The sequence below is a fragment of the Rhodanobacter caeni genome, assembly GCF_039523575.1.
Lineage (GTDB): Bacteria > Pseudomonadota > Gammaproteobacteria > Xanthomonadales > Rhodanobacteraceae > Rhodanobacter > Rhodanobacter caeni.
The window spans coordinates 178,663-198,277 of record NZ_BAAAFO010000004.1 but is presented as its reverse complement, the minus strand read 5'-3'; the positions used below and the strand labels follow the sequence as shown (position 1 = coordinate 198,277).

Genomic DNA, 19,615 nt, shown 5'->3' with positions numbered 1-19,615 from the left:
CGGGGGAAAGCGCACGCGCATCCGCCGCTGGCGCCCATCAACTGCCGAAATGCTCGCGCAAGGCGGCGCGATAACGGCGGCTGCAGGGGATCGTGGCGCCATCGCGCAGCGTCAACCGGGCGTCGCCCGTGTCCAGCAGTTCGATCTGCACCAGGTAATCCAGGTTGACGAAATAGCTGCGATGCACGCGCACAAAGCGCTCCGGATGCAAGCGCTCGCTGATCGCGGCCATGGTCGAGCGCAAGGGATAGTCGCGGCCGCGCACGTGCAGGTTCACGTAATTGCCCGAGGCCTGCAGCCATTCGACTTCGCTGGCATTCAACAGGAACTCCCGGCCCAGCTTGCGCACCAGGAAACGATCGGGCCGGTCCACCGGCTCGGCCGCCTGGCCCTCGTCCGGTTCGGCCAGCAGCCGCGCCTCGCCCTGCCAGCGCATCAGCCACAGCCGCGACAGGCAGATCAGCGCGATGATCAGGAAATAGGTGCGGATGTCCTTCAGGTATTCGTAGCCCCACTGCGCACCGAAGCGGTACTGGGCATCGGCCAAGGCGTAGGCCAGCTTGCGCAGCGCCACCATGCCCGCCACGTGCACCACGCTGAACGGGATCGTGGCCAGCAGGTGCAGCGGCAGGCTGCGCCGCCAGCTGTCGATGTTGACAGGCCAGCGGCGCTCCAGCGCCACCACCACGGGGATCAGCGCCAGGATCAGCAACGAGCTGGTGCACTCCCACACCCAGGGCTCCCACGGCGCCGTGCGCGCGTGGTCGATCCGCGAGACGAGGGCGTTGAACACCGTATTGAGGACGGTCAGCGTCACCCAGAAGCCGACTTCGATCGGCCGCCGCCAGCGCTGGAAGTCGCGAAAATCGAAACGCGCCGGTTCGTTCATGCGCGGATTCTACGCAAACCACCCCGCACCGTCCCCGCCGCCCGCCATCCGTCCCCGGGACGGATCGGTTGGTCACTTTGCCGGCGATGGCACGCCCCCGCTGCCGCACCATGGACCGACTTTTCCCGCACCGGACATCCCCATGCACCGTCGTGACCTGCTCAAGGCCGCCTTGGCCGCCCCGCTTCTTTCGCTGCTGCCGGTCCAGCGCCTGCTGGCCAGAACGGATGCGTGGGTGCCGCGCCTGCGCCGCAAGATCCGGCCCGGCGAGCCGGGATGGCCCAGCGAGGCCAGCTGGGATCAATTGCGGCGCGAGACCGGCGGTCGCCTGCAGAAGCTGCAATCGCCGTTCGCCCCGGAAGCGCCGGCCGCCGCCAGGGCCGAGGCGCTGCAACAGCTGAACAATCCCTTCTACCTCGGCGACCAGCCGGCGCTGACCCAGACCAGTGGCTGGGCCGACGCGTGGACATCCCGCCCCAGCGCCTACGCGGTGGCCGCCGAGACGGCCGCCGACGTCGCCGCGGCCATCAACTTCGCCCGCAAACACCATTTGCGGCTGGCGGTGAAGGGCGGTGGCCACAGCTACCAGGGCACCTCCAGCGCGCCTGATTCGCTGCTGGTGTGGACGCGGCACATGAACCAGGTGCAGATACACGACGGCTTCGTTCCGCGCGACGGCGCCGGGGTGCCCCAGCCGGCCGTGAGCGTGGGCGCCGGCGCCATGTGGATCGACGCATATACCGAAGTGACCACGCGCGGCGGCCGCTACGTGCAAGGCGGCGGCTGCACCACGGTGGGCGTGGCCGGGCTGGTGCAGAGCGGCGGCTTCGGCAGTTTCTCCAAACGCTGGGGCACGGCGGCGGGCAACCTGCTGGAGGCCGAAGTGGTCACCGCCGACGGCCAGGTCCGCGTGGTCAATGAAAACCGCGACCCGGAGCTGTTCTGGGCAATCAAGGGCGGTGGCGGCGGCAGCCTGGGCGTGGTGACGCGGCTGACGCTGCGCACGTTCGCGTTGCCCGCGTTTTTCGGTGGCGCGTTCGGTCGCATCAAGGCGTCCTCGCCCACCGCCTTCCGCGCGCTGATCGCCGAGGCGATGCGCTTCTACCGCAAGGCGCTGTTCAACCCGCACTGGGGCGAACAGATGACGTTGCGTGACGGCGACACCCTGGTCATCTCCATGGTGTTCCAGGGCCTGACCGAGGCCGAGGCGCGCACCTGCTGGGCGCCGTTCGTGGCATGGGTGGCGGCGCGCCCGGAGTACACCGTGGTCGAGCCGCTGAAGATCCTGGCCGTGCCGGCCCGGCATTTCTGGGATGCCGGGTTTTTCCGCCAGCACGCGCCGGGACTGATGGTGGCGGACGACCGCCCCGGCGCGCCCGACAACCACGTGCTGTGGGCGGGCGACCAAGGCCAGGTCGGCTGGTTCATCCACGCCTACCAGTCGGCCTGGCTGCCCGCCTCGCTGCTCGCAACGGAGACCAAACTCGTCGACGCCCTGTTCGCCGCCTCGCAGGCCTGGGAAGTAGGGCTTCACTTCAACAAGGGCTTGGCCGGCGGCGCGCCCGACGCGATCGAGCGAAGCGCCGGCACCGCCACGCACCCTGACGTGCTGGGCGCGTTTGCGCTGGCGATCATCGGCAGCAGCGGCGACCCCGCCTATCCCGGCCTGCACAGCACGCCGCCCGACCTGGCCAAGGCCCGGCGCGACGCCAGCGGCGTGGACAAGGCCATGGCCGCCTTGCGCAAGGTGGCGCCGGATGCCGGCTCCTACGTTTCCGAAAGCGACTATTTCCTGCGCGATTGGCAACATGGCTTCTGGGGCACGAACTACCCGCGACTGGCGCGCGCCAAGCGGCGCTACGACCCCGACGGCCTGTTCGTGGTTCACCACGGCGTGGGCAGCGAGGCGTGGAGCACCGACGGCTTCGTGCCCAACGCGCGCAGCCAGGCCTGAGAAAGGTCCGATCATTCGGCTTTTGCTCGTCATTCCTGCGGAAGCCGGGATGACGGGCAAAACCAGAGCACCCCCAAGCGCGGCGGGACGAAACACCGTGCGGCCAGAGCGGCTACGATGGCACCCCCAATGCCGACCGCCACTGCACAAAGAACGCGCTCTTGAAAGAACACACACCCTTCATGCGGCAATACCTCGCGGCCAAGGCCGAGCACCCCGACGTGCTGCTGTTCTTCCGCATGGGCGATTTCTACGAGCTGTTCTACGACGACGCGCGCAAGGCGGCGCGGCTGCTGGACATCACCCTGACCCAGCGCGGTCAGTCCGCCGGGGCGCCAATCCCGATGGCCGGCGTGCCGTACCACGCGGCCGAGAATTATCTGGCGCGGCTGGTGCGGCTGGGCGAGTCGGTGGCGATCTGCGAGCAGATGGGCGACCCGGCGCTGGCCAAGGGCATCGTCGAGCGCAAGGTGGTGCGCATCGTCACGCCGGGCACGGTGACCGACGCGGCGCTATTGGAGGACCGGCGCGACAACCTGCTGCTGGCGATCCATGCCGGCGCCAACCATGCCTACGGCCTGGCCTGGGTGGACCTTTCCAGCGGCCGTTTCCTGCTCAGCGAAGTGCCCGGCGCCGAAGCACTGGCCGCCGAACTGGCGCGGCTGCAGCCGGCCGAGACGCTGGTGTGCGAAGACGTGGCCTGGCCGCGGCTGGTCAGCGCCCTGCCCGGCCTGCGCAAGCGTCCGCCGTGGCATTTCGACGTGGACGCGGCGCGGCGCGAGCTGAACCGCTTCTTCGGCACCCGCGACCTGGGCGGCTTCGGCGTCGACGGCCTGCCGCTGGGCCTGGCCGCGGCCGGCTGCCTGCTCGGCTATATCGAGGAAACCCAGAAGAGCGCGCTGCCGCACCTCACCGGCATGGCGGTGGAAGCGGCCCACGAAACCATCGCACTGGACGCCGCAACCCGGCGCAACCTGGAGCTGGACACCCACCCCAGCGGCCGCACCGAACACAGCCTGCTGGGTGTGCTCGACGAGAGCGTGACGCCGATGGGCGCCCGCGCGCTGCGCCGCTGGCTGACCCGTCCGCTGCGTTCGCGCGAGGTGTTGCGTCGCCGCCACCAGGCCATCGGCACGCTGATCGACGGCCGCCGCCACGAACCGCTGCGCGAACAGCTGCGCGGCATCGGCGACCTGGAGCGCATCCTGGCCCGCGTGGCGCTGCGCTCGGCGCGCCCGCGCGACCTGTCCACCCTGCGCGACGGCCTGGCCACCGCACCGCAACTGCGCGCACAGATCGCCGCCATGGACAGCCCGCTGCTGCGCGACCTGGTCCAACGCATCGGCGACCATGAGCAAACCGCCGGCCTGCTGGCCCGCGCCATCGTGCCGCAGCCGCCCGTGCTGCAGCGCGACGGCGGCATCATCGCCGAGGGCTACGACGCCGAGCTCGACGAACTGCGCCGGCTGTCCACCCACGCCGACCAGTACCTGGTGGAACTGGAAGAGCGCGAGAAGGCTGCCAGCGGCATCACCACGCTGAAGGTCGGCTACAACCGCGTGCACGGCTACTACATCGAGATCAGCAAGGCGCAGTCGGACAAGGCGCCCACGCACTACACGCGGCGCCAGACCACCAAGAACGCCGAGCGCTACATCACCGAGGAATTGAAGAACTTCGAGGACAAGGTGCTCTCGGCCAAAGAGCGCTCGCTGATGCGCGAGCGCGCGCTGTACGAGGCGCTGCTGGACACCCTCATCGAAACGCTGGAGCCGCTCAAATCCGCCGCCGCCGCGATCGCCGAACTCGATGTGCTGGCAACGCTGGCCGAACGCGCCGAGACGCTGGACTGGAGCGCGCCGCAACTCACCGACGAGCCCGGCATCGCGATCGAGCGCGGTCGCCATCCCGTGGTGGAAAAAGTACGCGACGAGCCGTTCGAGCCGAACGACCTGGTGCTGGACGACCACCGCCGCATGCTGGTCATCACCGGCCCCAACATGGGCGGCAAGTCCACCTACATGCGGCAGAACGCACTGATCGTGCTGCTCGCCCACATCGGCAGCTACGTGCCGGCAACGCGCGCCGTGATCGGCCCGATCGACCGCATCTTCACCCGCATCGGCGCCGGCGACGATCTCTCGCGCGGCCAGTCCACCTTCATGGTGGAAATGAGCGAGACGGCCAACATCCTGCACAACGCCACCGATCACAGCCTGGTGCTGATGGACGAGGTCGGCCGCGGCACCAGCACCTACGACGGCCTCGCGCTGGCGCGCGCCGCCGCCGTGCACCTGGCGCGCCATTGCCGCGCCTACACATTGTTCGCCACCCATTATTTCGAGCTGACCGAACTGGCCAGCATGCATCCCGGCATCGCCAACGTGCACCTGGACGCGGTCGAATACGGCGAGCAACTGGTCTTCATGCATGCGGTGAAGGAAGGCCCGGCCAACCGCAGCTTCGGGCTGCAGGTGGCCGCATTGGCCGGCCTGCCCAAATCGGTGATCGCCGATGCGCGGCGCACGCTGGCGGAGCTGGAGCAAGGCATGCACCAGCATGCCGGTGCACCCGCGGCGATGCCGGAAAGCTCGCCGCAGTTGGGGTTGTTCTCGTCGGCGCCGCCCTCGGCAGTGGAGCAGGCGCTGGATGACGTCGATCCGGATGCGCTGACGCCGCGCGAAGCGCTGGAGGCGCTGTATCGGTTGAAGGCGTTGGTCGATTAAGAGTGCCCCTTCCGCCCCTCGGGCACCTTCCCCCGCAGAGCGGGAGAAGGGATTGGCTATCTGCCGCGTCGGAGCACACAGCCAGCGACCTCGAGAAACCTCATCACTCCCTTCTCCCGCTGGCGGGAGAAGGTGCCCGAAGGGCGGAAGAGGGCCGCTTTTCACCCAGCCTCACCGCCCATCCTTCATCCGCATCAACTCCCGCCGCGCATGCTTGTCCGGCCGCCTCGACGGCCCGGCCGCACCCACCAGCCGCCGCTGCTCCCGCGCCGCCTCGCGCAACACCAGGCTCGCCGCCGTCTCGGCGTACAGACCTTGCGCCACCGGCGCCGGCCCGCGCTTGTCGGCCAGCGCCAGCACAATCACTTCCAGCCTTTCCTCGCCACGACTGATCATCAATCGGTCACCCACATGCAGCACCTTGGCCGGCTTGCAGCCTGCACCGTTGACCTGGATCTTGCCGCCGTCGATGGCCTGCTTGGCCAGGCTGCGGGTCTTGAAGAAGCGCGCGGCCCACAGCCATACATCGACGCGCACCTCGGGAAGCGGAGTTTGTGGCTTGGTCATGCCTGCATTGTGGGGCGTTGCGCGCCGGTCGCAACCGGATGTCCATCGACGGCGCCGCCACGCGCATCCGCTATCCTTACTGTCTTTTTCCGCGGCTACCGCATCGCCCGATCATGACCAACGGCCTCAACCAGCGCGATTTCACCCTCGACCCCGAAGACAACGCCCGCCTGGCGAACCTGTCCGGCCCGTTCGACGAGCACCTGCGCCAGATCGAATTGCGCCTGGGTGTGGAGATCAACCACCGCGGCGGCATTTTCCAGGTGATCGGCGACGAGGCGGCCACGCGCGGCGCCGAAAAAGTGCTGCGCGCGCTGTACGCCTGCACCGAGGACGAATCGCTCACCGGCGCCCGCATCAACCTGCACCTGGCCGAATCCGGCGTCGACGCGCTCAGCGCGGACGCGGCCGAAAGCACGCCCGAAGTGCTGATCAAGGTGAAGCGCGGCCTGATCAAGGGCCGCGGCCCCAACCAGGAGCGCTACCTGCACGCCATCGCCACCCACGACATCAACTTCGGCGTGGGCCCTGCCGGCACCGGCAAGACCTACCTGGCGGTGGCCAGCGCGGTGGAGGCGCTGGAAGCCAACCGCGTGCAGCGGCTGCTGCTGGTACGTCCGGCGGTGGAGGCCGGCGAAAAGCTGGGCTTTCTGCCGGGCGACCTGTCGCAGAAGGTCGATCCCTACCTGCGCCCGCTGTACGACGCGCTGTACGAAATGCTGGGTTTCGAGCGGGTGGCCAAGCTGATCGAGCGCAACGTGATCGAGATCGCCCCGCTGGCGTACATGCGCGGGCGCACGCTCAACGACTCCTACGTGATCCTGGACGAGGCGCAGAACACTACCATCGAGCAGATGAAGATGTTCCTCACCCGCATCGGCTTCGGCACGGTGGCGGTGATCACCGGCGACGTCACCCAGGTGGACCTGCCGCGGCAGACCAAGTCCGGCCTGCGCCAGGCGATCGAGGTACTGCGCGACGTCAACGGCATCAGCTTCACCTTCTTCACCTCGCGCGACGTGGTGCGCCATCCGCTGGTCGCAAAGATCGTGCGTGCGTACGAGGCCTTCGAGCAGAAAGACGGGGACGGCGAGTGACCCGCCGTATCCCTGCAGGAGCGACTTCAGTCGCGACCGGGGCTGGCCCAAGAGCGTCGCGACTGAAGTCGCTCCTGCAGGAGAACGTGCAGTTGCACGTCGGCTACGCGGTGCCCCGCGCAGGCGTGCCTGCGGCGGCCAGTTTTCGCCGCTGGGTCGAGGCCGCGCTGCGCGGCGCGCGGCGGCGCAAGCCCACCGAGCTGGCCATCCGCATCGTCGGCGCCGATGAAGGGCGCGCGCTGAACCGCGACTACCGCGGCAAGGACTACGCTACCAACGTGCTGTCCTTTCCCGCCGATCTGCCGCCGGGCGTGGCGCTGCCGCTGATCGGCGACCTGGCGATCTGCGCGCCGGTGGTGGCGCGCGAGGCGGCCGAACAGGGCAAGCCGCCACGCCACCATTGGGCGCACCTTACCGTGCACGGCGTGCTGCACCTGCTGGGCCACGACCACATCGAGGAGGCGCAGGCAGAAGCGATGGAAGCGCTGGAAACCCGCATCCTGGCCGGCCTGGGTATTCCCGACCCGTACGCCCCTGTTTGAACGTCATCCGAGCGAATGCTGGGGTCCAGTGCCTTGGCTTCAGGCGTGGAGTCGCTGGATCCCAGCGTTCGCTGGGATGACGAACAAACGGGTGCCGTCCGAACCACCTGAACCATCGAAAATTTTCCGCTAGAATCGGCCTTCCGCCCGTTTTCGGGCTGAATTCAAACGAGTAATGAACGACGACCCTGGCAGTACCAGCGGCCCGGCTCACCGCACCTGGTGGGATCGACTGGGCCATCTTTTTTCCGGCGAGGCCCGCAACCGCGACGAACTGCTCGACGAACTGCGCGCCGCCCAGGCCAACGGACTGCTGTCCGCTGACACCTTCACCATGGTCGAAGGTGCGATCAAGGTCACCGAACTGAGCGTGGACGATGTGATGGTGCCGCGTGCGCAGATCGTGATGATCGCGGCCGAATCCTCCCTGCCCGACATCCTTGCCGCCGTGGTCGAATCGGGCCACTCCCGCTTCCCCGTGCATGGCGAGGACAAGGACGAAATCCTGGGCATCCTGCTGGCCAAAGACTTGCTCAAGTTCTTCGGCAACGGCGCCGATTTCGACATCCGCACCATCCTGCGCCCGGCGGTGCTGATTCCCGAATCCATGCGGTTGAACATTCTGCTGGCGGAGTTCCGCCTGTCGCGCAACCACATGGCCCTGGTGGTGAACGAGTACGGCGGCGTGGCAGGTCTGATCACCATCGAGGACGTGCTGGAACAGATCGTGGGCGAGATCGACGACGAGCACGACGACGAGGAAGAGCCCGTCCTCATGCACGCCCAGCCCGGAGGCGACTGGCTGGTCAGCGCGCTGACCCCGATCGAGGACTTCAACGAACAGACCGGCGCCGCGTTTTCCGACGAGGAGTACGACACCGTGGGCGGCCTGGTCACCTCCGAGTTCGGCCACCTGCCGGAAGTGGACGAGGAAGTGGCCATCGACGACTACCTGTTCCACGTCACCCAGGCCGACGACCGCCGCGTGCAGCAGTTCCGCGTCATCCGTCAGGCGGGTTGAAGCTCACCATTGCGAGGGCGACTGTAGGAGCGACTTCAGTCGCGACCGGGGGTGCGGGGTCGCGGCTGAAGCCGCTCCTACGAAACCGTCAATCGCCGCATTCACCAGCCATCGGAGCCATGCACGATGACATTTCTGCGCACCATCGGCCTCGCGCTCTGCATCACCCTGTGGTGGCTGCTTCCGGCCCTGCCCGCCCGCGCCAGCGTCGCCAACGCCCCGGCGGCCAATCTGGAGATCGCGCTGATCACCTACGGCCCGGGCGAAACCTACTGGGAGCGCTTCGGCCATGACGCGCTGCAGGTGCGCGACACGGTCTCGGGCGAGTCGGTCAATTTCAACTACGGCGAGTTCGATTTCGATCAGGAGAATTTCTTCCTGAACTTCGCCCGCGGCCGCATGAACTACATGATGGGCGCGGCGCTCAGCGACATCGACGAAAGCTACTACATCGAAACGGGCCGCTCGATCACCCGCCAGCGCCTGGCGCTGGATGCGGCGCAGGCCGGCGCGCTGCGTGATTTCCTGCTGTGGAACCTGCGCCCGGAAAACAGCCACTACGGCTACGACTACTATGTCGACAACTGCGCCACGCGGGTGCGCGATGCGCTGAACCAGGCGCTGGGCGGCGCGTTGAAGGCCCAGCTCGCGGCGCGCCCCGGTGGCATGACCTACCGCCAGCAGACGCTGCGCCTGATGAGCAACCAGCCCGCGCTGATGCTGGTGCTCGACCTTGGCCTGGGGCCGTACGCCGATCACCCGCTGACGCTGTGGCAGGAGAGCTTCATACCGATGGTCCTGCAGCGCGCCGTCGAGAACGTGCGCGTCGACGACGGCAAGGGTGGATCACAGCCGCTGGTGTCGGACAGCCGCATCGTGTCGGCGAACCGTCTCGACACGCCGCCGCCCAGCGCACCCGATCTGCGCTGGCCACTGGCGCTGGCGGGATTGTCGATCGCCATGGGGATGCTGCTGGCGCAACGCTTCTGGCCTATGGGGTTCACGCTGTTGGGCATGGTGTACGTGCTGGCCGCCGGCTTCGTGGGACTGGTGCTGCTGGTGCTGTGGACGCTGACCGCGCACCACTCGGCCTGGGCCAACGCCAACCTGTTGCTGTTCAATCCGCTGGCCTGGCTGTTGTTGCCTGCGCTGTGGCGCGCACGTCGCGGCGTGAGGCCATCGCGCTTCATCGATGGCGTGATCGCCGTGCAGATGCTGGCAGGAGTCATCGCGGTCTTGCTGCACCTGCTGCCCGGCGTGGTGCAGCAGAACCAGCCCTGGCTGCTGTTTGCCCTGCCGATCTGGCTGGTGCTGGCCTGGCGCCTGCGTCGTCCCGGCTAGGGCAACGCCGCCCTGCGCTTCATTGCCCCGCTTCAGGCCGCGGGGCATCATGCGTCGATGAATCTCGCCACGCCTCCCGTTGCCCCATCCACGCCGCCCGACCAGCAGGTGGTCAACTGCATCGCCTATCGGCGCGACGGCCATCGCATCGGCGAGATCACGCTGGATCGCATCAGCGACGTGCTGGCCGAACCGGACACCTTCGTCTGGGTCGGCCTGTATGAGCCCGACGAAACGCTGCTGGAGAAAATGCAGGAGGAGTTCGGCCTGCACGACCTGGCCATCGAGGATGCGCACAACGCACACCAGCGCACCAAGATCGAGACCTACGGCGACTCCCTGTTCCTCGTGGTGCAGACCGCCCAGCTCACCGGCAGCGAGCTGACCTTCGGCGAGACGCACATCTTCCTCGGCCCGCGCTATCTGGTCACCGTGCGGCACGGCGCATCGATGTCGTACGCGCCCGCCCGCCGCACCTGCGAGCACACCCCCGAACTGCTGGCGCTCGGCCCCAGCTACGGCCTCTACAGCGTGCTCGATTTCATCGTCGACAACCTGCTGCCGATCGTGCGCGACTTCCGCGAGGAGCTGCAGCAACTGGAACAGGACATCTTCGCCGAAACCTTCAAGCGCAGCACCGTGCGGCGCCTGTACGACATGCAACGCGACCTGATGACCCTGCGCCTGGCGGTGGCGCCCTTGCAGGACATCATCAGCCAGCTGGTGCGGCTGCACCCGAACCTGATCCCCGACAAGCTGCGCGCCTATTTCCGCGACGTCTACGACCACGTGTTCCGCGTCAACGAATCGATCAGCGCCATGCGCGAAATGCTCACCGCCGCCATCAACGTCAACCTCTCGCTGGTGACCTTCGGCCAGAACGAGGTGATGAAAAAGCTCGCCGGCTGGGCCGCCATGCTGGCCGCCCCCACCCTGCTCACCAGCTGGTACGGCATGAACTTCACCCACATGCCCGAACTCAGCCGCCCCTGGGCCTACCCGGCCATCATCGTGGTCATGGGCTGCATCGTGGGCGGCATCTATCTGGGGTTGAAGCGGGCGAAGTGGCTGTGACGACACCGAAACCCCTGTAGGAGCGACTTCAGTCGCGACCGTGAGCTATCGGGTCGCGGCTGAAGCCGCTCCTACAATTTAGATTGGGAACGGTCTCAGTTCGACGCCGCTTTCGGCGCATCCTCCGCCGTCCACTTCCTCAACCACGCATTCACCGCGTCGTGCCATTGCACGCTGTTGTGCGGTTTCAGCACCCAGTGGTTTTCGTCGGGGAAAGTGAGGAATTCGCTGGGGATGCCGCGCCGTTGAAGTGCGGTGAATGCGCTGAGGCCCTGGCTGAGGGGGATGCGGTAATCCTTGGCGCTGTGGATCACCAGCATCGGTACGCGCCAGTTCTTGACGTGGTTCAGCGGGTTGAATTTCTCGTAGTTCTCGGGGTGGTCGTATTGCGTGCCGCCGTTCTCCATCTCCTCGAACCACAGCTCCTCGGTTTCGTAGTACATGGCGCGGGTGTCGAACACGCCGTCGTGGTCGATCAGGCATTTCCACGGCTGGTTCCACACGCCGGCGATCCAATACACCATGTAGCCGCCGTAGCTGGCGCCCAGCGCGCAGGCGCGGTCGCCGTCGAGGAAGCTGTACTTGTCCAGCGCGGCCTTCCAGCCCAGCTTCAGGTCTTCCAGCGGCTTGCCGCCCCAGTCGCCGGAGATGGCGTCGGTGAAGGCCTGGCCGTAGCCGGTGGAGCCGTGGAAGTTCACCGTCACCACCGCAAAGCCCTGGCCGGCGTAGGTCTGCGGATTCCAGCGATAGCTCCAGCCATTGCCCATCGCACCCTGCGGGCCACCGTGGATGATGAACGCGACCGGGTACTTCTCGCCGGGCCGATAATTGGCCGGTTTGACCACGTAACCCTGCACGTTCGCGTCGCCGGCACCCTTGAAGTTGAAGAACTCCACATCGCCGACCTGGGCGTTTTTCAGGTCCGCAGCGTTGAAATGGGTAACCTGCTTCAACTGGCTGCCATCGGCGCCGGCCAGGTAAAGGTCGGCCGGGCGCTTCAGGTCGTCACGCGAAAGCAGCAGTTTGCCGGCCGCCAGCGAGTAGCCGCCCACCGTGCCATCGCCAACCACTTGGCGCACCTTGCCGCTGGCCGTGTCGATCGCAAACAGCGGATGCTGGCCCTCGTCATCGGCGGTGGCATAGAGCGTCTTGCCGTCGGCCGAAATGGCCAGGCCGCCGGGCGAGCGGTCCCATTGCGGATCGACCTCGCGCTTTGCGCCCGTGGCCAGGTCCAGCGCCATGATCGCGAAGCGATCCGCCTCGGCACCGGGCTTCTTCATCGCCAGGTAGTACAGCGTCTTGCCGTCGGGCGATGCCACCGGAAAGCCATCCCACGCCTTGTTGTCCGCCGTGAGGTTGGTGGGTGCAGCCGAGCCATCCACCGGCACGCGATAGACGTCGAAGTTGGTCGACCACGGCTCCGTGGTGCCCGCGATGCGGACGTCGAAAAACACGCTCTTGCCATCCGGCGCAAAGGTGAACTCGCTGTCGTCACCGAACGGCTTGCTCGGCACATCGCCGTCGATGCCGCGGCTCAGCAATGTCGGCTCCGCGGGCAACTGCCCCTTGCCGTCAAACCGCCCTACATACAGCTGGTTGCGCCGGCCATCGGCCCAGGTATCCCAGTGCCGCACAAAGAGCTTGGTGTAGAGCGTGCCACTGGCCTTGTCCTTCTCGCGCGCGGCCAGGCGCTCATGCGTGCACGCCAGGTTGGCGCAATCGGTGAACACCTCATACGACAGCAGCGCCCGATCGCCATCGGGCGACAGCTTGTAGCCGCCCAGATCCAGCACGCCATGGCTCACCTGCACCGGCGCGCCATGCCGGGCCAGATCGAGCCCATTGCCGCCGGCCAGATCCAGCCGCCACAACTGCGTCACGCCCTTGGCCGGCGCCAGGAAATACAGGCTGCGCCCGTCATGCGACCAGCGCGCCGAACTGCCCTTGTCCACCACCTTCACCGGCTGGCCGCCCTTGGCCAGGTCCAGCACGTAGACCGCGTTGACGCCCTTGTTCGCGGCGTAATCCGTGCTGCGCACGCCGAACGCCGCGTAACGGCCATCCGGCGACAACTGCGGATCGCTCACCCGATCCATCATCACCAGGTCACGCACGTTGAACGGATGCGGGCCTTGCGCCTTGACGAAGCTGGTATCCACCACATCGACATCGGTCGCCAGCGCAGGCGCGGCCGCCAGCGCAAGCAGCAGGCAGGCAATCAGAGGTTTCATGGCGGGTTCCTTGGATAAATAAAGCGCCACGTTAACCGGCCCACGTGCGACGGGCAAAGGTTTGCCGCCTGTGGCGCCGCGGCCCAATGAATCACTGGCCGCATCCGCTTCCATCCGGGAAAAGTCACATATTCACGACATCACCTGCCCAATGTCGTATATTCGCGACATGGAAACCGTGACACCTCTTGCTCAACGCATTCGCCAACTCGGCGAAGCGTTGCGCGCCGAACGCCGCGCCCAGGGGCTGACGCAGGCCGAAGCGGCGCGGCGCGCGGGCATCGGTCGACAGAAGTTGATCCAGGTGGAACAAGGCAAGCCCGGCGTGGCTTTGGCCGCCTACGCCGCCGCCATGGATGCGCTCGGGCTGGCGCCAACGGTCGAACCCGCAGAAATCCGCGTCGCCGAATACCCCCAACTCAAGCGACTGACCTGGAACCGGCCGGGCGCGGCAAGCCTTGCCGAACGCGATGCATTTTCCCTGTACGAACGCTACTGGGACCTGCTCGACAGCGATGAAATGCTTCCTCGCGAACGCGCCCTCCTGCAGCGGCTGGTGGAGAAATACGGAAAGGGTGTCCTGCATGTTTGAGCGTCCGCACCATCAACGCATTGCGAAGCTGCTGCACCTCATGGATGGTGAGCTGCTGGCGCGGGCCGAGTGCTATTTCGGCGGGGGTACCGCCATCGCGCTCGAGCTCGGCGAATATCGCGAGTCGGTCGACGTCGACTTTCTGTGCTCGAACAGGGAGGGCTACCGCCTGTTGCGCAACGCGATCACGCCGCCCACGTTGGGCGCCGTGCTTCGCTCCCCGGTAAAGCATCTGCGCGAGGTACGCACCCATCGCGACAAGATATCCGCGTTCCTGGAAATCGATGAAGTGCCCATCAAGGTCGAGTTCGTGCTGGAAGGACGCATCGGGATCGGCGGAGCTTTCCATCCCGAGCTTGGCGTGCCATGCCTCGATCGTGACGACATGTATGCCGAAAAACTGCTGGCCAACACCGACCGCGCCATGGATCGCTCGCAGATGAGCCGCGACCTGATCGACCTGGCCATGATGATCCAGGCTTGGGGCCCGATACCCGCGGCCGCACTGAAAAAAGCCGAAGCCGCCTATGGCCAGGCCATCTACCATTACTTCGACCGTGGGCTGGACTTGTTGAGCGACGACCGGTATCGCGATGAATGTTTGCGTGCCATGGGCATGGCACCGCAACTGGGCCCCTCGATCGTCGCGACGCTCGACCAACATCGCCCACGACCAGCAACCGTTGGCTGAGCTACGGTACCGACACATGGAAGTTGTAATCGAACCGTTCGGGCATGCACTGGTGGACAATGCCGAACGCGACTTCATTCATGGAGAGCACCATGTCGACTGAACAAGTCATCACAGCGCTCGCGGCGCACCCGGACATCGAGCTGGCGTTCGTCTACGGATCGGTCGCCCGGGGTCAGGCCCGTCGCGACAGCGACGTCGACGTGGCGGTGCAGGCGCCTGCACCGCTGGGCGCGGACGAAAAGATGCGTCTGATCGAAGACATCGCCGCCGCCACTGGCCGCGCGGTGGACCTGGTCGACCTGCGCATGGTGGGTGAGCCGTTGCTCGGGCAGATCCTGAAACATGGCCTGCAGATTCGCGGCAAACCTGCCGACCGCGCGCTGCTGATGCAGCGGCATGTCTACGCCATGGAGGATTTCATGCCCTATGTGGAACGCACTCTGGCGGAACGGAGAAAGGCATGGATCGGCTGAGGTAAAACATTCAATCGCATGGCGCCAAAGACACGCCATACCGACGTCGGCATACCTGGCACGCAATACCAAGTGACTTCTAAGCCGCAGCGCGCGCGACCGCTCGGCCCAAACGCCAGTGCTTCATTTACGAGTGAAGGGAATACACTGGGTTTGAAACACCGAAACCGGCGACGCTTCGACAGGGGATGAAACTCGAACATGCAGGGCAAGCCCGTTGTATCGCTAGTTGTCCCCTTCTACAACGAAGGGGCGACCATAGAGATGTTCTTTGACGCCATTACCTCGGCCATCGACAACATCGACGCCGTCGAATTCGAGATCGTGTGCATCGATGACGGGAGTAAAGACGACACCCTCGCGAGGCTGCTCGCGGTGTCACGATCCGACTCCCGGGTAAGGGTCATCGAACTGTCGCGAAACTTCGGCAAGGAAGCGGCATTGACCGCGGGTCTGGACGCAGCCATTGGTGACGCAGTGATCCCCATGGATGCCGACCTTCAGGATCCACCCGAATTGCTTGTCCAAATGATCGACAGGTGGCGTCAGGGCGCAGACGTTGTACTGGCCCGACGCACTGATCGACATGGTGATTCGATGGCGAAACGCGGTACCGCGAACCTGTTCTACCGGATCCACAATCGGGTTTCGCATGTGGAGATACCCAGCAACGTCGGCGACTTCCGATTGATGAACCGCGCCTCCGTAGATGCGTTGAAGCGACTACCCGAACGGCAGCGATTCATGAAAGGCATGTTTGCGTGGATCGGGTTTCGCACCGAGGTGGTGGACTACATGCGGCCAGCCAGGGCGAGTGGAACAAGCAAGTTCACTGGTTGGAAGCTGTGGAATTTCGCACTGGAAGGTTTCACCAGTTTCAGCAGTGTGCCGCTGCGTATCTGGACCTACATTGGCTTGTGCGGAACATTGCTGACACTCTCCTATCTCGCTTTCATCGTTATTCGAACCATCATCTACGGCATTGACGTGCCGGGTTATGCCTCACTGCTGGTATCCATTCTGTTTCTCGGTAGTTTGCAGTTGCTCAGCATCGGCATACTCGGCGAATACATCGGCCGGATATACATGGAATCGAAGCAGCGCCCGCTGTACGTCGTGCGCCAGACTTACGGCGACAATCATGAATCCTGAAGCCTATGTGGACATGGCCGCCACCGAGTCCACACACTGGTGGTTTTGCGCCCGCCGTAAGATCCTTGGATGCGCCATCGAAGCCATGGACTTACCGCCCGATGCGCGCATCCTTGAAGTAGGCTCGGGAACAGGTGGCAACCTGGTGATGCTGTCGCAATACGGCAAACTCAGCGCCATCGAAATGGACGCAAGCGCGCGGGAACTCTCTGTCAAAAAGACGAACGGAAAGTTCACCGTACGTGCCGGCAACTGCCCCGACAATCTCCCTTTAGCGGATGAGCGGTTCGACCTCATCTGCATGTTCGATGTACTCGAACACATCGACGAGGATGTAGAGACACTAACCACACTTCGAAAGCATTTGGCACCGGGCGGCCGCATGTTGATCACCGTACCCGCGTATCCTTGGCTATGGAGCGCACACGACGATTTCCTGCATCACAAGCGGCGCTATACCGCGCGGACGCTGCGCCATACCTTCAATAGAAGTGGGCTTCATGTGGATCGGATAACCTACTTCAACATGTGGCTGCTACCGCTTGTGGCGGTGGCGCGACTGAAGGATCGAATCACCTTGAGTAAAAAGTCGTCCGGTACCGCGACCCCATCGCCACTTGTCAACTCAACGCTGCACGCCGTTTTTTGCAGCGAGCGGCACATGTTGAAGCGATTCAATCTTCCTGTTGGCGTCTCCTTGATGGGTGTCGCACGTGTCGCATGAGGATGGGAGGCGCCCTCTTTTCTCGGGGCTCGTTCGATTCTGCACCACGGGTCTGCTGGCCACCTGCATTCATGTAGCCGTCGCCATAACGCTGATCGCTCCGCTCGAGATCACTCCCTCGGTAGCCAACGCGATCGCGTTTCTGATTGCCACTGGATTCTCGTACGCGACCAATACGTTATGGAGCTTTTCCAGCCGGATGAATCACCGCACGCTTTTGCGTTATGCATGTGTTGCCGCGCTCGGCTGTTTCGCCACCATGGCGATAGCGGCCACCGCCGAAAGTGCCCATCTGGATTATCGCCTCGGCATACTGCTGGTGATTGCGCTAGTCACACCGACCACCTTCGCGCTGCACAGCCTGTGGACCTATCGACAGGCGCGGTGATTCCGCGCCGCGGTAGCACGCTTCCTCAGGCAGATGCTTCTGCGCCACGCCGTCCAACGATCTCCGCGCATCAACTATTGCTCGCTGACTGGCGCCGCCATGCATACTAGAGGCCTCGCACTGAAGATAGCCACGCATGGCAACTTCCGCTCATCCCGAAAAGCACTGGCATTGGTTGTTGGCGCTATCCACTATCACCGTGTTGGCACTTGTGTTGCGCTGGTATTACGTGAGCACCGCATTGGTGCTCAATCCGGTCCGTGGAGACGCCACGCAGTACTTCACCTACGCATGGAACCTGATACATCACGGCGTCTTTGCCAAGACGCCTCCCGGTGCTCCGGCGCTTATCCCGGACAGTTATCGGGATCCCGGCTACCCCATCTTTTTGGCCCTCTGGATGAAAGCACTGGGCACCGGCGGCACCTGGTATGCCGCCGTCCTTCTGTGCCAGGCCTTGCTGGGAGCGCTGACGGTTACCGCGGTTACCCAGCTAGGTAGGCATTGGCTGCCAGCGCGATGGGCCATAGCTACCGGCCTGCTGATGGCCGTATGGCCGCACAGCATCACGATCAATGGCTACCTCCTCACCGAAACCCTGTTCGGGTTCCTCTGCGCACTTGGCTTGCTGTTGAGTGCCCGTGGATGCCTGCATGGAAACGCAGCGTGGGCCCTCGCGGGCGGCCTTGTACTTGGCGCCGCGGCATTGACCAATGCTGTGCTACTGCCGTTCGGGGTCCTGCTGGCGGGTCTTCTTGCGGGGCGAAAACTCGCATCCCGGAAAGTCTGCGCAGCGCTGGCTATCGGTGCACTGTTGCTGCCAGGCGCTTGGGCCGTGCGAAACCTGCATATTCCGCCGCCCACCGTTGGCAACACATCGAAGGACCGGGCGCTGCAAAACTTTGTGCAAGGTGCATGGCCAGGTTTCCATGCCGCCTACAGGGATTCGATATTCGGCGATGCAACCACTCGATCCAGAGCGCACGTCACGTTAAACGCCGTCAAAACGGAAATTGCGACATTCCAGGCATCGTCCACGGCAGGTAGCCGAGCGGTGCTGCGGCGCTTTAGCCAAGACCCTCTGCACTACGCCGGCTGGTACTTGTTCGGGAAGCCGCATGAGCTGTGGTCATGGGCGATCGTCATTGGGCAGGGCGATATCTACGTTTACCCAACCAGAAACTCGCCATTCCAAACCAGTCCTCCCTGGATAGCACTGGCGGCAATTTGCCGCGCCATGAACATGTTGATCATGCTGCTGGCGCTGGCGAGCCTGCTCATCGTCTGGCGGCGCAACGTGGATGTGATGTGGGGTAAGGCCACCGATCGGGCCGCGCTTGTCAGCGTAATTTGCCTGCTCACGTACGTAACGGTGGTGTATGCAACGCTGCAGGCGGAGCCTCGCTATTCCGTGCCGTTCCGACCGTTTGAAATGTTGCTTGCCGTTACCACCCTCTACGGGCTTGCGCGATGGTGGCAACATCACAAGCACGTCATCGAGCACCCCCGCATACCGGCAAAGGACGAACGTACCGAAATAACCTGATCGATGCGATCAAACCCCCAATCCATCGCCCCTCATAGCGTCGAGCGACAAACGTGATCGAGCGCACGGTACCTGCGCATGCTTGGTACGAAACGTGCCTCCCCCGGATCACTCACAGGGGAGATCACCATGCGTCAACGTATTTCCGCCGGCTTTACCTTGATCGAACTGATGATCGTGGTGGCGATCATCGCGATCCTCGCGGCCATCGCCATCCCGGCGTATCAGGACTACCTGATCCGGGCACAGGTGACGGAGGGGATGAGTCTGGGCTCGGGCGCAAAGGCAGCGGTCTGGGATTTCGTATCCAACACAGGACGATTCCCACCGAACAATCGCTCGGCCGGGCTGGCATCCAGTGGTTCCATTTCAGGTGCTTACGTATCCGATGTGGACGTGACCAACGGCCAGATAAAAATCTTGTTCCAAGGCCCGAAAGCCAATAGCCATATCAACGGTTCAGGCAAATATGTTGTGCTTTCACCTATAGCCAGAGGCGGTAGCATCGAGTGGACCTGCACGCCAAGCACGCTCGACGGGAAGTACCTACCCACCTCCTGCCGCAACTAGCAACGACGCATGCGGCCGCAAAAACTGCCCAAAC

At 64.8% G+C, this 19,615-nt stretch carries 18 protein-coding genes; 15 read left to right on the top strand and 3 right to left on the bottom strand.

All coding sequences use genetic code 11. From position 1 onward, the window contains the following. Positions 1-37 precede the first annotated feature (37 nt). Positions 38-889 (bottom strand): LytTR family DNA-binding domain-containing protein, encoded by an 852-nt coding sequence (locus ABD017_RS13455; RefSeq protein ID WP_343883302.1) that lies wholly within the window; start codon positions 887-889, stop codon positions 38-40. 142 nt (positions 890-1,031) lie between these two features. Between ABD017_RS13455 and ABD017_RS13450 the strand changes: the two genes are divergently transcribed. Then, positions 1,032-2,843: an FAD-binding oxidoreductase gene (locus tag ABD017_RS13450; protein ID WP_343883301.1), complete on the top strand. Its 1,812-nt coding sequence runs from the start codon at positions 1,032-1,034 to the stop codon at positions 2,841-2,843. Positions 2,844-3,025: 182 nt separating this feature from the next. Beyond that, positions 3,026-5,569: a DNA mismatch repair protein MutS gene (gene mutS / locus ABD017_RS13445; RefSeq protein ID WP_343883768.1), complete on the top strand. Its 2,544-nt coding sequence runs from the start codon at positions 3,026-3,028 to the stop codon at positions 5,567-5,569. Between the two features lie 171 nt (positions 5,570-5,740). Here mutS and ABD017_RS13440 read toward each other — a convergent pair whose 3' ends face one another. Beyond that, positions 5,741-6,136 (bottom strand): RNA-binding S4 domain-containing protein, encoded by a 396-nt coding sequence (locus ABD017_RS13440; protein ID WP_343883299.1) that lies wholly within the window; start codon positions 6,134-6,136, stop codon positions 5,741-5,743. Positions 6,137-6,249: 113 nt separating this feature from the next. On the opposite strand from ABD017_RS13440, the gene ABD017_RS13435 reads away from it, so the two are divergent. The 5 genes from ABD017_RS13435 to corA all read left to right on the top strand — a co-directional run bounded on the left by ABD017_RS13435 (position 6,250) and on the right by corA (position 11,211). Then, complete coding sequence (locus ABD017_RS13435; RefSeq protein ID WP_343883298.1) at positions 6,250-7,233, top strand: PhoH family protein; 984 nt, start codon at positions 6,250-6,252, stop codon at positions 7,231-7,233. Positions 7,234-7,319: 86 nt separating this feature from the next. Beyond that, positions 7,320-7,775 carry an rRNA maturation RNase YbeY gene (gene ybeY, locus ABD017_RS13430; protein WP_343883297.1) on the top strand — a complete coding sequence of 152 codons (456 nt, stop codon included), beginning with the start codon at positions 7,320-7,322 and terminating at the stop codon, positions 7,773-7,775. A 175-nt stretch (positions 7,776-7,950) separates the two neighbouring features. Continuing rightward, positions 7,951-8,796 carry a CorC family transporter gene (locus tag ABD017_RS13425; RefSeq protein ID WP_343883296.1) on the top strand — a complete coding sequence of 282 codons (846 nt, stop codon included), beginning with the start codon at positions 7,951-7,953 and terminating at the stop codon, positions 8,794-8,796. 126 nt (positions 8,797-8,922) lie between these two features. Then, positions 8,923-10,137, top strand: a complete 1,215-nt coding sequence (locus tag ABD017_RS13420) for a lipoprotein N-acyltransferase Lnb domain-containing protein (protein ID WP_343883295.1) — start codon at positions 8,923-8,925, stop codon at positions 10,135-10,137. 57 nt (positions 10,138-10,194) lie between these two features. Beyond that, positions 10,195-11,211, top strand: a complete 1,017-nt coding sequence (gene corA / locus ABD017_RS13415) for a magnesium/cobalt transporter CorA (RefSeq protein ID WP_343883294.1) — start codon at positions 10,195-10,197, stop codon at positions 11,209-11,211. Between the two features lie 95 nt (positions 11,212-11,306). Here the strand turns inward: corA and ABD017_RS13410 are convergent, their stop codons facing one another. Continuing rightward, entirely contained in the window at positions 11,307-13,442 is a 2,136-nt protein-coding gene (locus ABD017_RS13410) for a S9 family peptidase (RefSeq protein ID WP_343883293.1), read from the bottom strand. A 70-nt stretch (positions 13,443-13,512) separates the two neighbouring features. On the opposite strand from ABD017_RS13410, the gene ABD017_RS13405 reads away from it, so the two are divergent. The 8 genes from ABD017_RS13405 to ABD017_RS13370 all read left to right on the top strand — a co-directional run bounded on the left by ABD017_RS13405 (position 13,513) and on the right by ABD017_RS13370 (position 19,581). Continuing rightward, positions 13,513-14,034, top strand: a complete 522-nt coding sequence (locus ABD017_RS13405; protein WP_343883292.1) for a helix-turn-helix domain-containing protein — start codon at positions 13,513-13,515, stop codon at positions 14,032-14,034. Next, positions 14,027-14,725 carry a nucleotidyl transferase AbiEii/AbiGii toxin family protein gene (locus ABD017_RS13400; RefSeq protein ID WP_343883290.1) on the top strand — a complete coding sequence of 233 codons (699 nt, stop codon included), beginning with the start codon at positions 14,027-14,029 and terminating at the stop codon, positions 14,723-14,725. Before ABD017_RS13405 ends, ABD017_RS13400 begins: the two co-directional genes overlap by 8 nt. Before the next feature lie 80 nt (positions 14,726-14,805). Then, positions 14,806-15,201, top strand: a complete 396-nt coding sequence (gene mntA, locus ABD017_RS13395; RefSeq protein ID WP_343883289.1) for a type VII toxin-antitoxin system MntA family adenylyltransferase antitoxin — start codon at positions 14,806-14,808, stop codon at positions 15,199-15,201. Between the two features lie 201 nt (positions 15,202-15,402). Further along, on the top strand, positions 15,403-16,353 hold the full coding sequence (locus ABD017_RS13390) for a glycosyltransferase family 2 protein (RefSeq protein ID WP_343883288.1): 951 nt from the start codon (positions 15,403-15,405) through the stop codon (positions 16,351-16,353). Continuing rightward, on the top strand, positions 16,343-17,077 hold the full coding sequence (locus ABD017_RS13385) for a class I SAM-dependent methyltransferase (protein ID WP_343883287.1): 735 nt from the start codon (positions 16,343-16,345) through the stop codon (positions 17,075-17,077). Before ABD017_RS13390 ends, ABD017_RS13385 begins: the two co-directional genes overlap by 11 nt. Beyond that, positions 17,067-17,465: a GtrA family protein gene (locus ABD017_RS13380; RefSeq protein WP_343883286.1), complete on the top strand. Its 399-nt coding sequence runs from the start codon at positions 17,067-17,069 to the stop codon at positions 17,463-17,465. The genes ABD017_RS13385 and ABD017_RS13380 overlap by 11 nt, the downstream gene beginning before the upstream one ends. A gap of 136 nt (positions 17,466-17,601) precedes the next feature. After that, a complete protein-coding gene (locus ABD017_RS13375) occupies positions 17,602-19,011 on the top strand; it encodes a glycosyltransferase family protein (RefSeq protein ID WP_343883285.1) in 1,410 nt (469 codons plus the stop codon). Positions 19,012-19,140: 129 nt separating this feature from the next. Further along, on the top strand, positions 19,141-19,581 hold the full coding sequence (locus ABD017_RS13370; protein ID WP_343883284.1) for a pilin: 441 nt from the start codon (positions 19,141-19,143) through the stop codon (positions 19,579-19,581). Positions 19,582-19,615 lie beyond the last annotated feature (34 nt).

Bases quoted from the DNA above. Each gene is read 5' to 3' on its own strand.
- ABD017_RS13400 (WP_343883290.1), top strand. From the start codon at position 14,027: ATGTTTGAGCGTCCGCACCATCAACGCATTGCGAAGCTGCTGCACCTC.
- ABD017_RS13420 (WP_343883295.1), top strand. From the start codon at position 8,923: ATGACATTTCTGCGCACCATCGGCCTCGCGCTCTGCATCACCCTGTGG.
- ABD017_RS13370 (WP_343883284.1), top strand. From the start codon at position 19,141: ATGCGTCAACGTATTTCCGCCGGCTTTACCTTGATCGAACTGATGATC.
- ABD017_RS13390 (WP_343883288.1), top strand. From the start codon at position 15,403: ATGCAGGGCAAGCCCGTTGTATCGCTAGTTGTCCCCTTCTACAACGAA.
- ABD017_RS13450 (WP_343883301.1), top strand. From the start codon at position 1,032: ATGCACCGTCGTGACCTGCTCAAGGCCGCCTTGGCCGCCCCGCTTCTT.
- ABD017_RS13385 (WP_343883287.1), top strand. From the start codon at position 16,343: ATGAATCCTGAAGCCTATGTGGACATGGCCGCCACCGAGTCCACACAC.
- ABD017_RS13425 (WP_343883296.1), top strand. From the start codon at position 7,951: ATGAACGACGACCCTGGCAGTACCAGCGGCCCGGCTCACCGCACCTGG.
- ABD017_RS13375 (WP_343883285.1), top strand. From the start codon at position 17,602: ATGGCAACTTCCGCTCATCCCGAAAAGCACTGGCATTGGTTGTTGGCG.
- mutS (WP_343883768.1), top strand. From the start codon at position 3,026: ATGCGGCAATACCTCGCGGCCAAGGCCGAGCACCCCGACGTGCTGCTG.
- ABD017_RS13455 (WP_343883302.1), bottom strand. From the start codon at position 889: ATGAACGAACCGGCGCGTTTCGATTTTCGCGACTTCCAGCGCTGGCGG.
- ABD017_RS13435 (WP_343883298.1), top strand. From the start codon at position 6,250: ATGACCAACGGCCTCAACCAGCGCGATTTCACCCTCGACCCCGAAGAC.
- mntA (WP_343883289.1), top strand. From the start codon at position 14,806: ATGGAGAGCACCATGTCGACTGAACAAGTCATCACAGCGCTCGCGGCG.
- ABD017_RS13440 (WP_343883299.1), bottom strand. From the start codon at position 6,136: ATGACCAAGCCACAAACTCCGCTTCCCGAGGTGCGCGTCGATGTATGG.
- corA (WP_343883294.1), top strand. From the start codon at position 10,195: ATGAATCTCGCCACGCCTCCCGTTGCCCCATCCACGCCGCCCGACCAG.
- ABD017_RS13410 (WP_343883293.1), bottom strand. From the start codon at position 13,442: ATGAAACCTCTGATTGCCTGCCTGCTGCTTGCGCTGGCGGCCGCGCCT.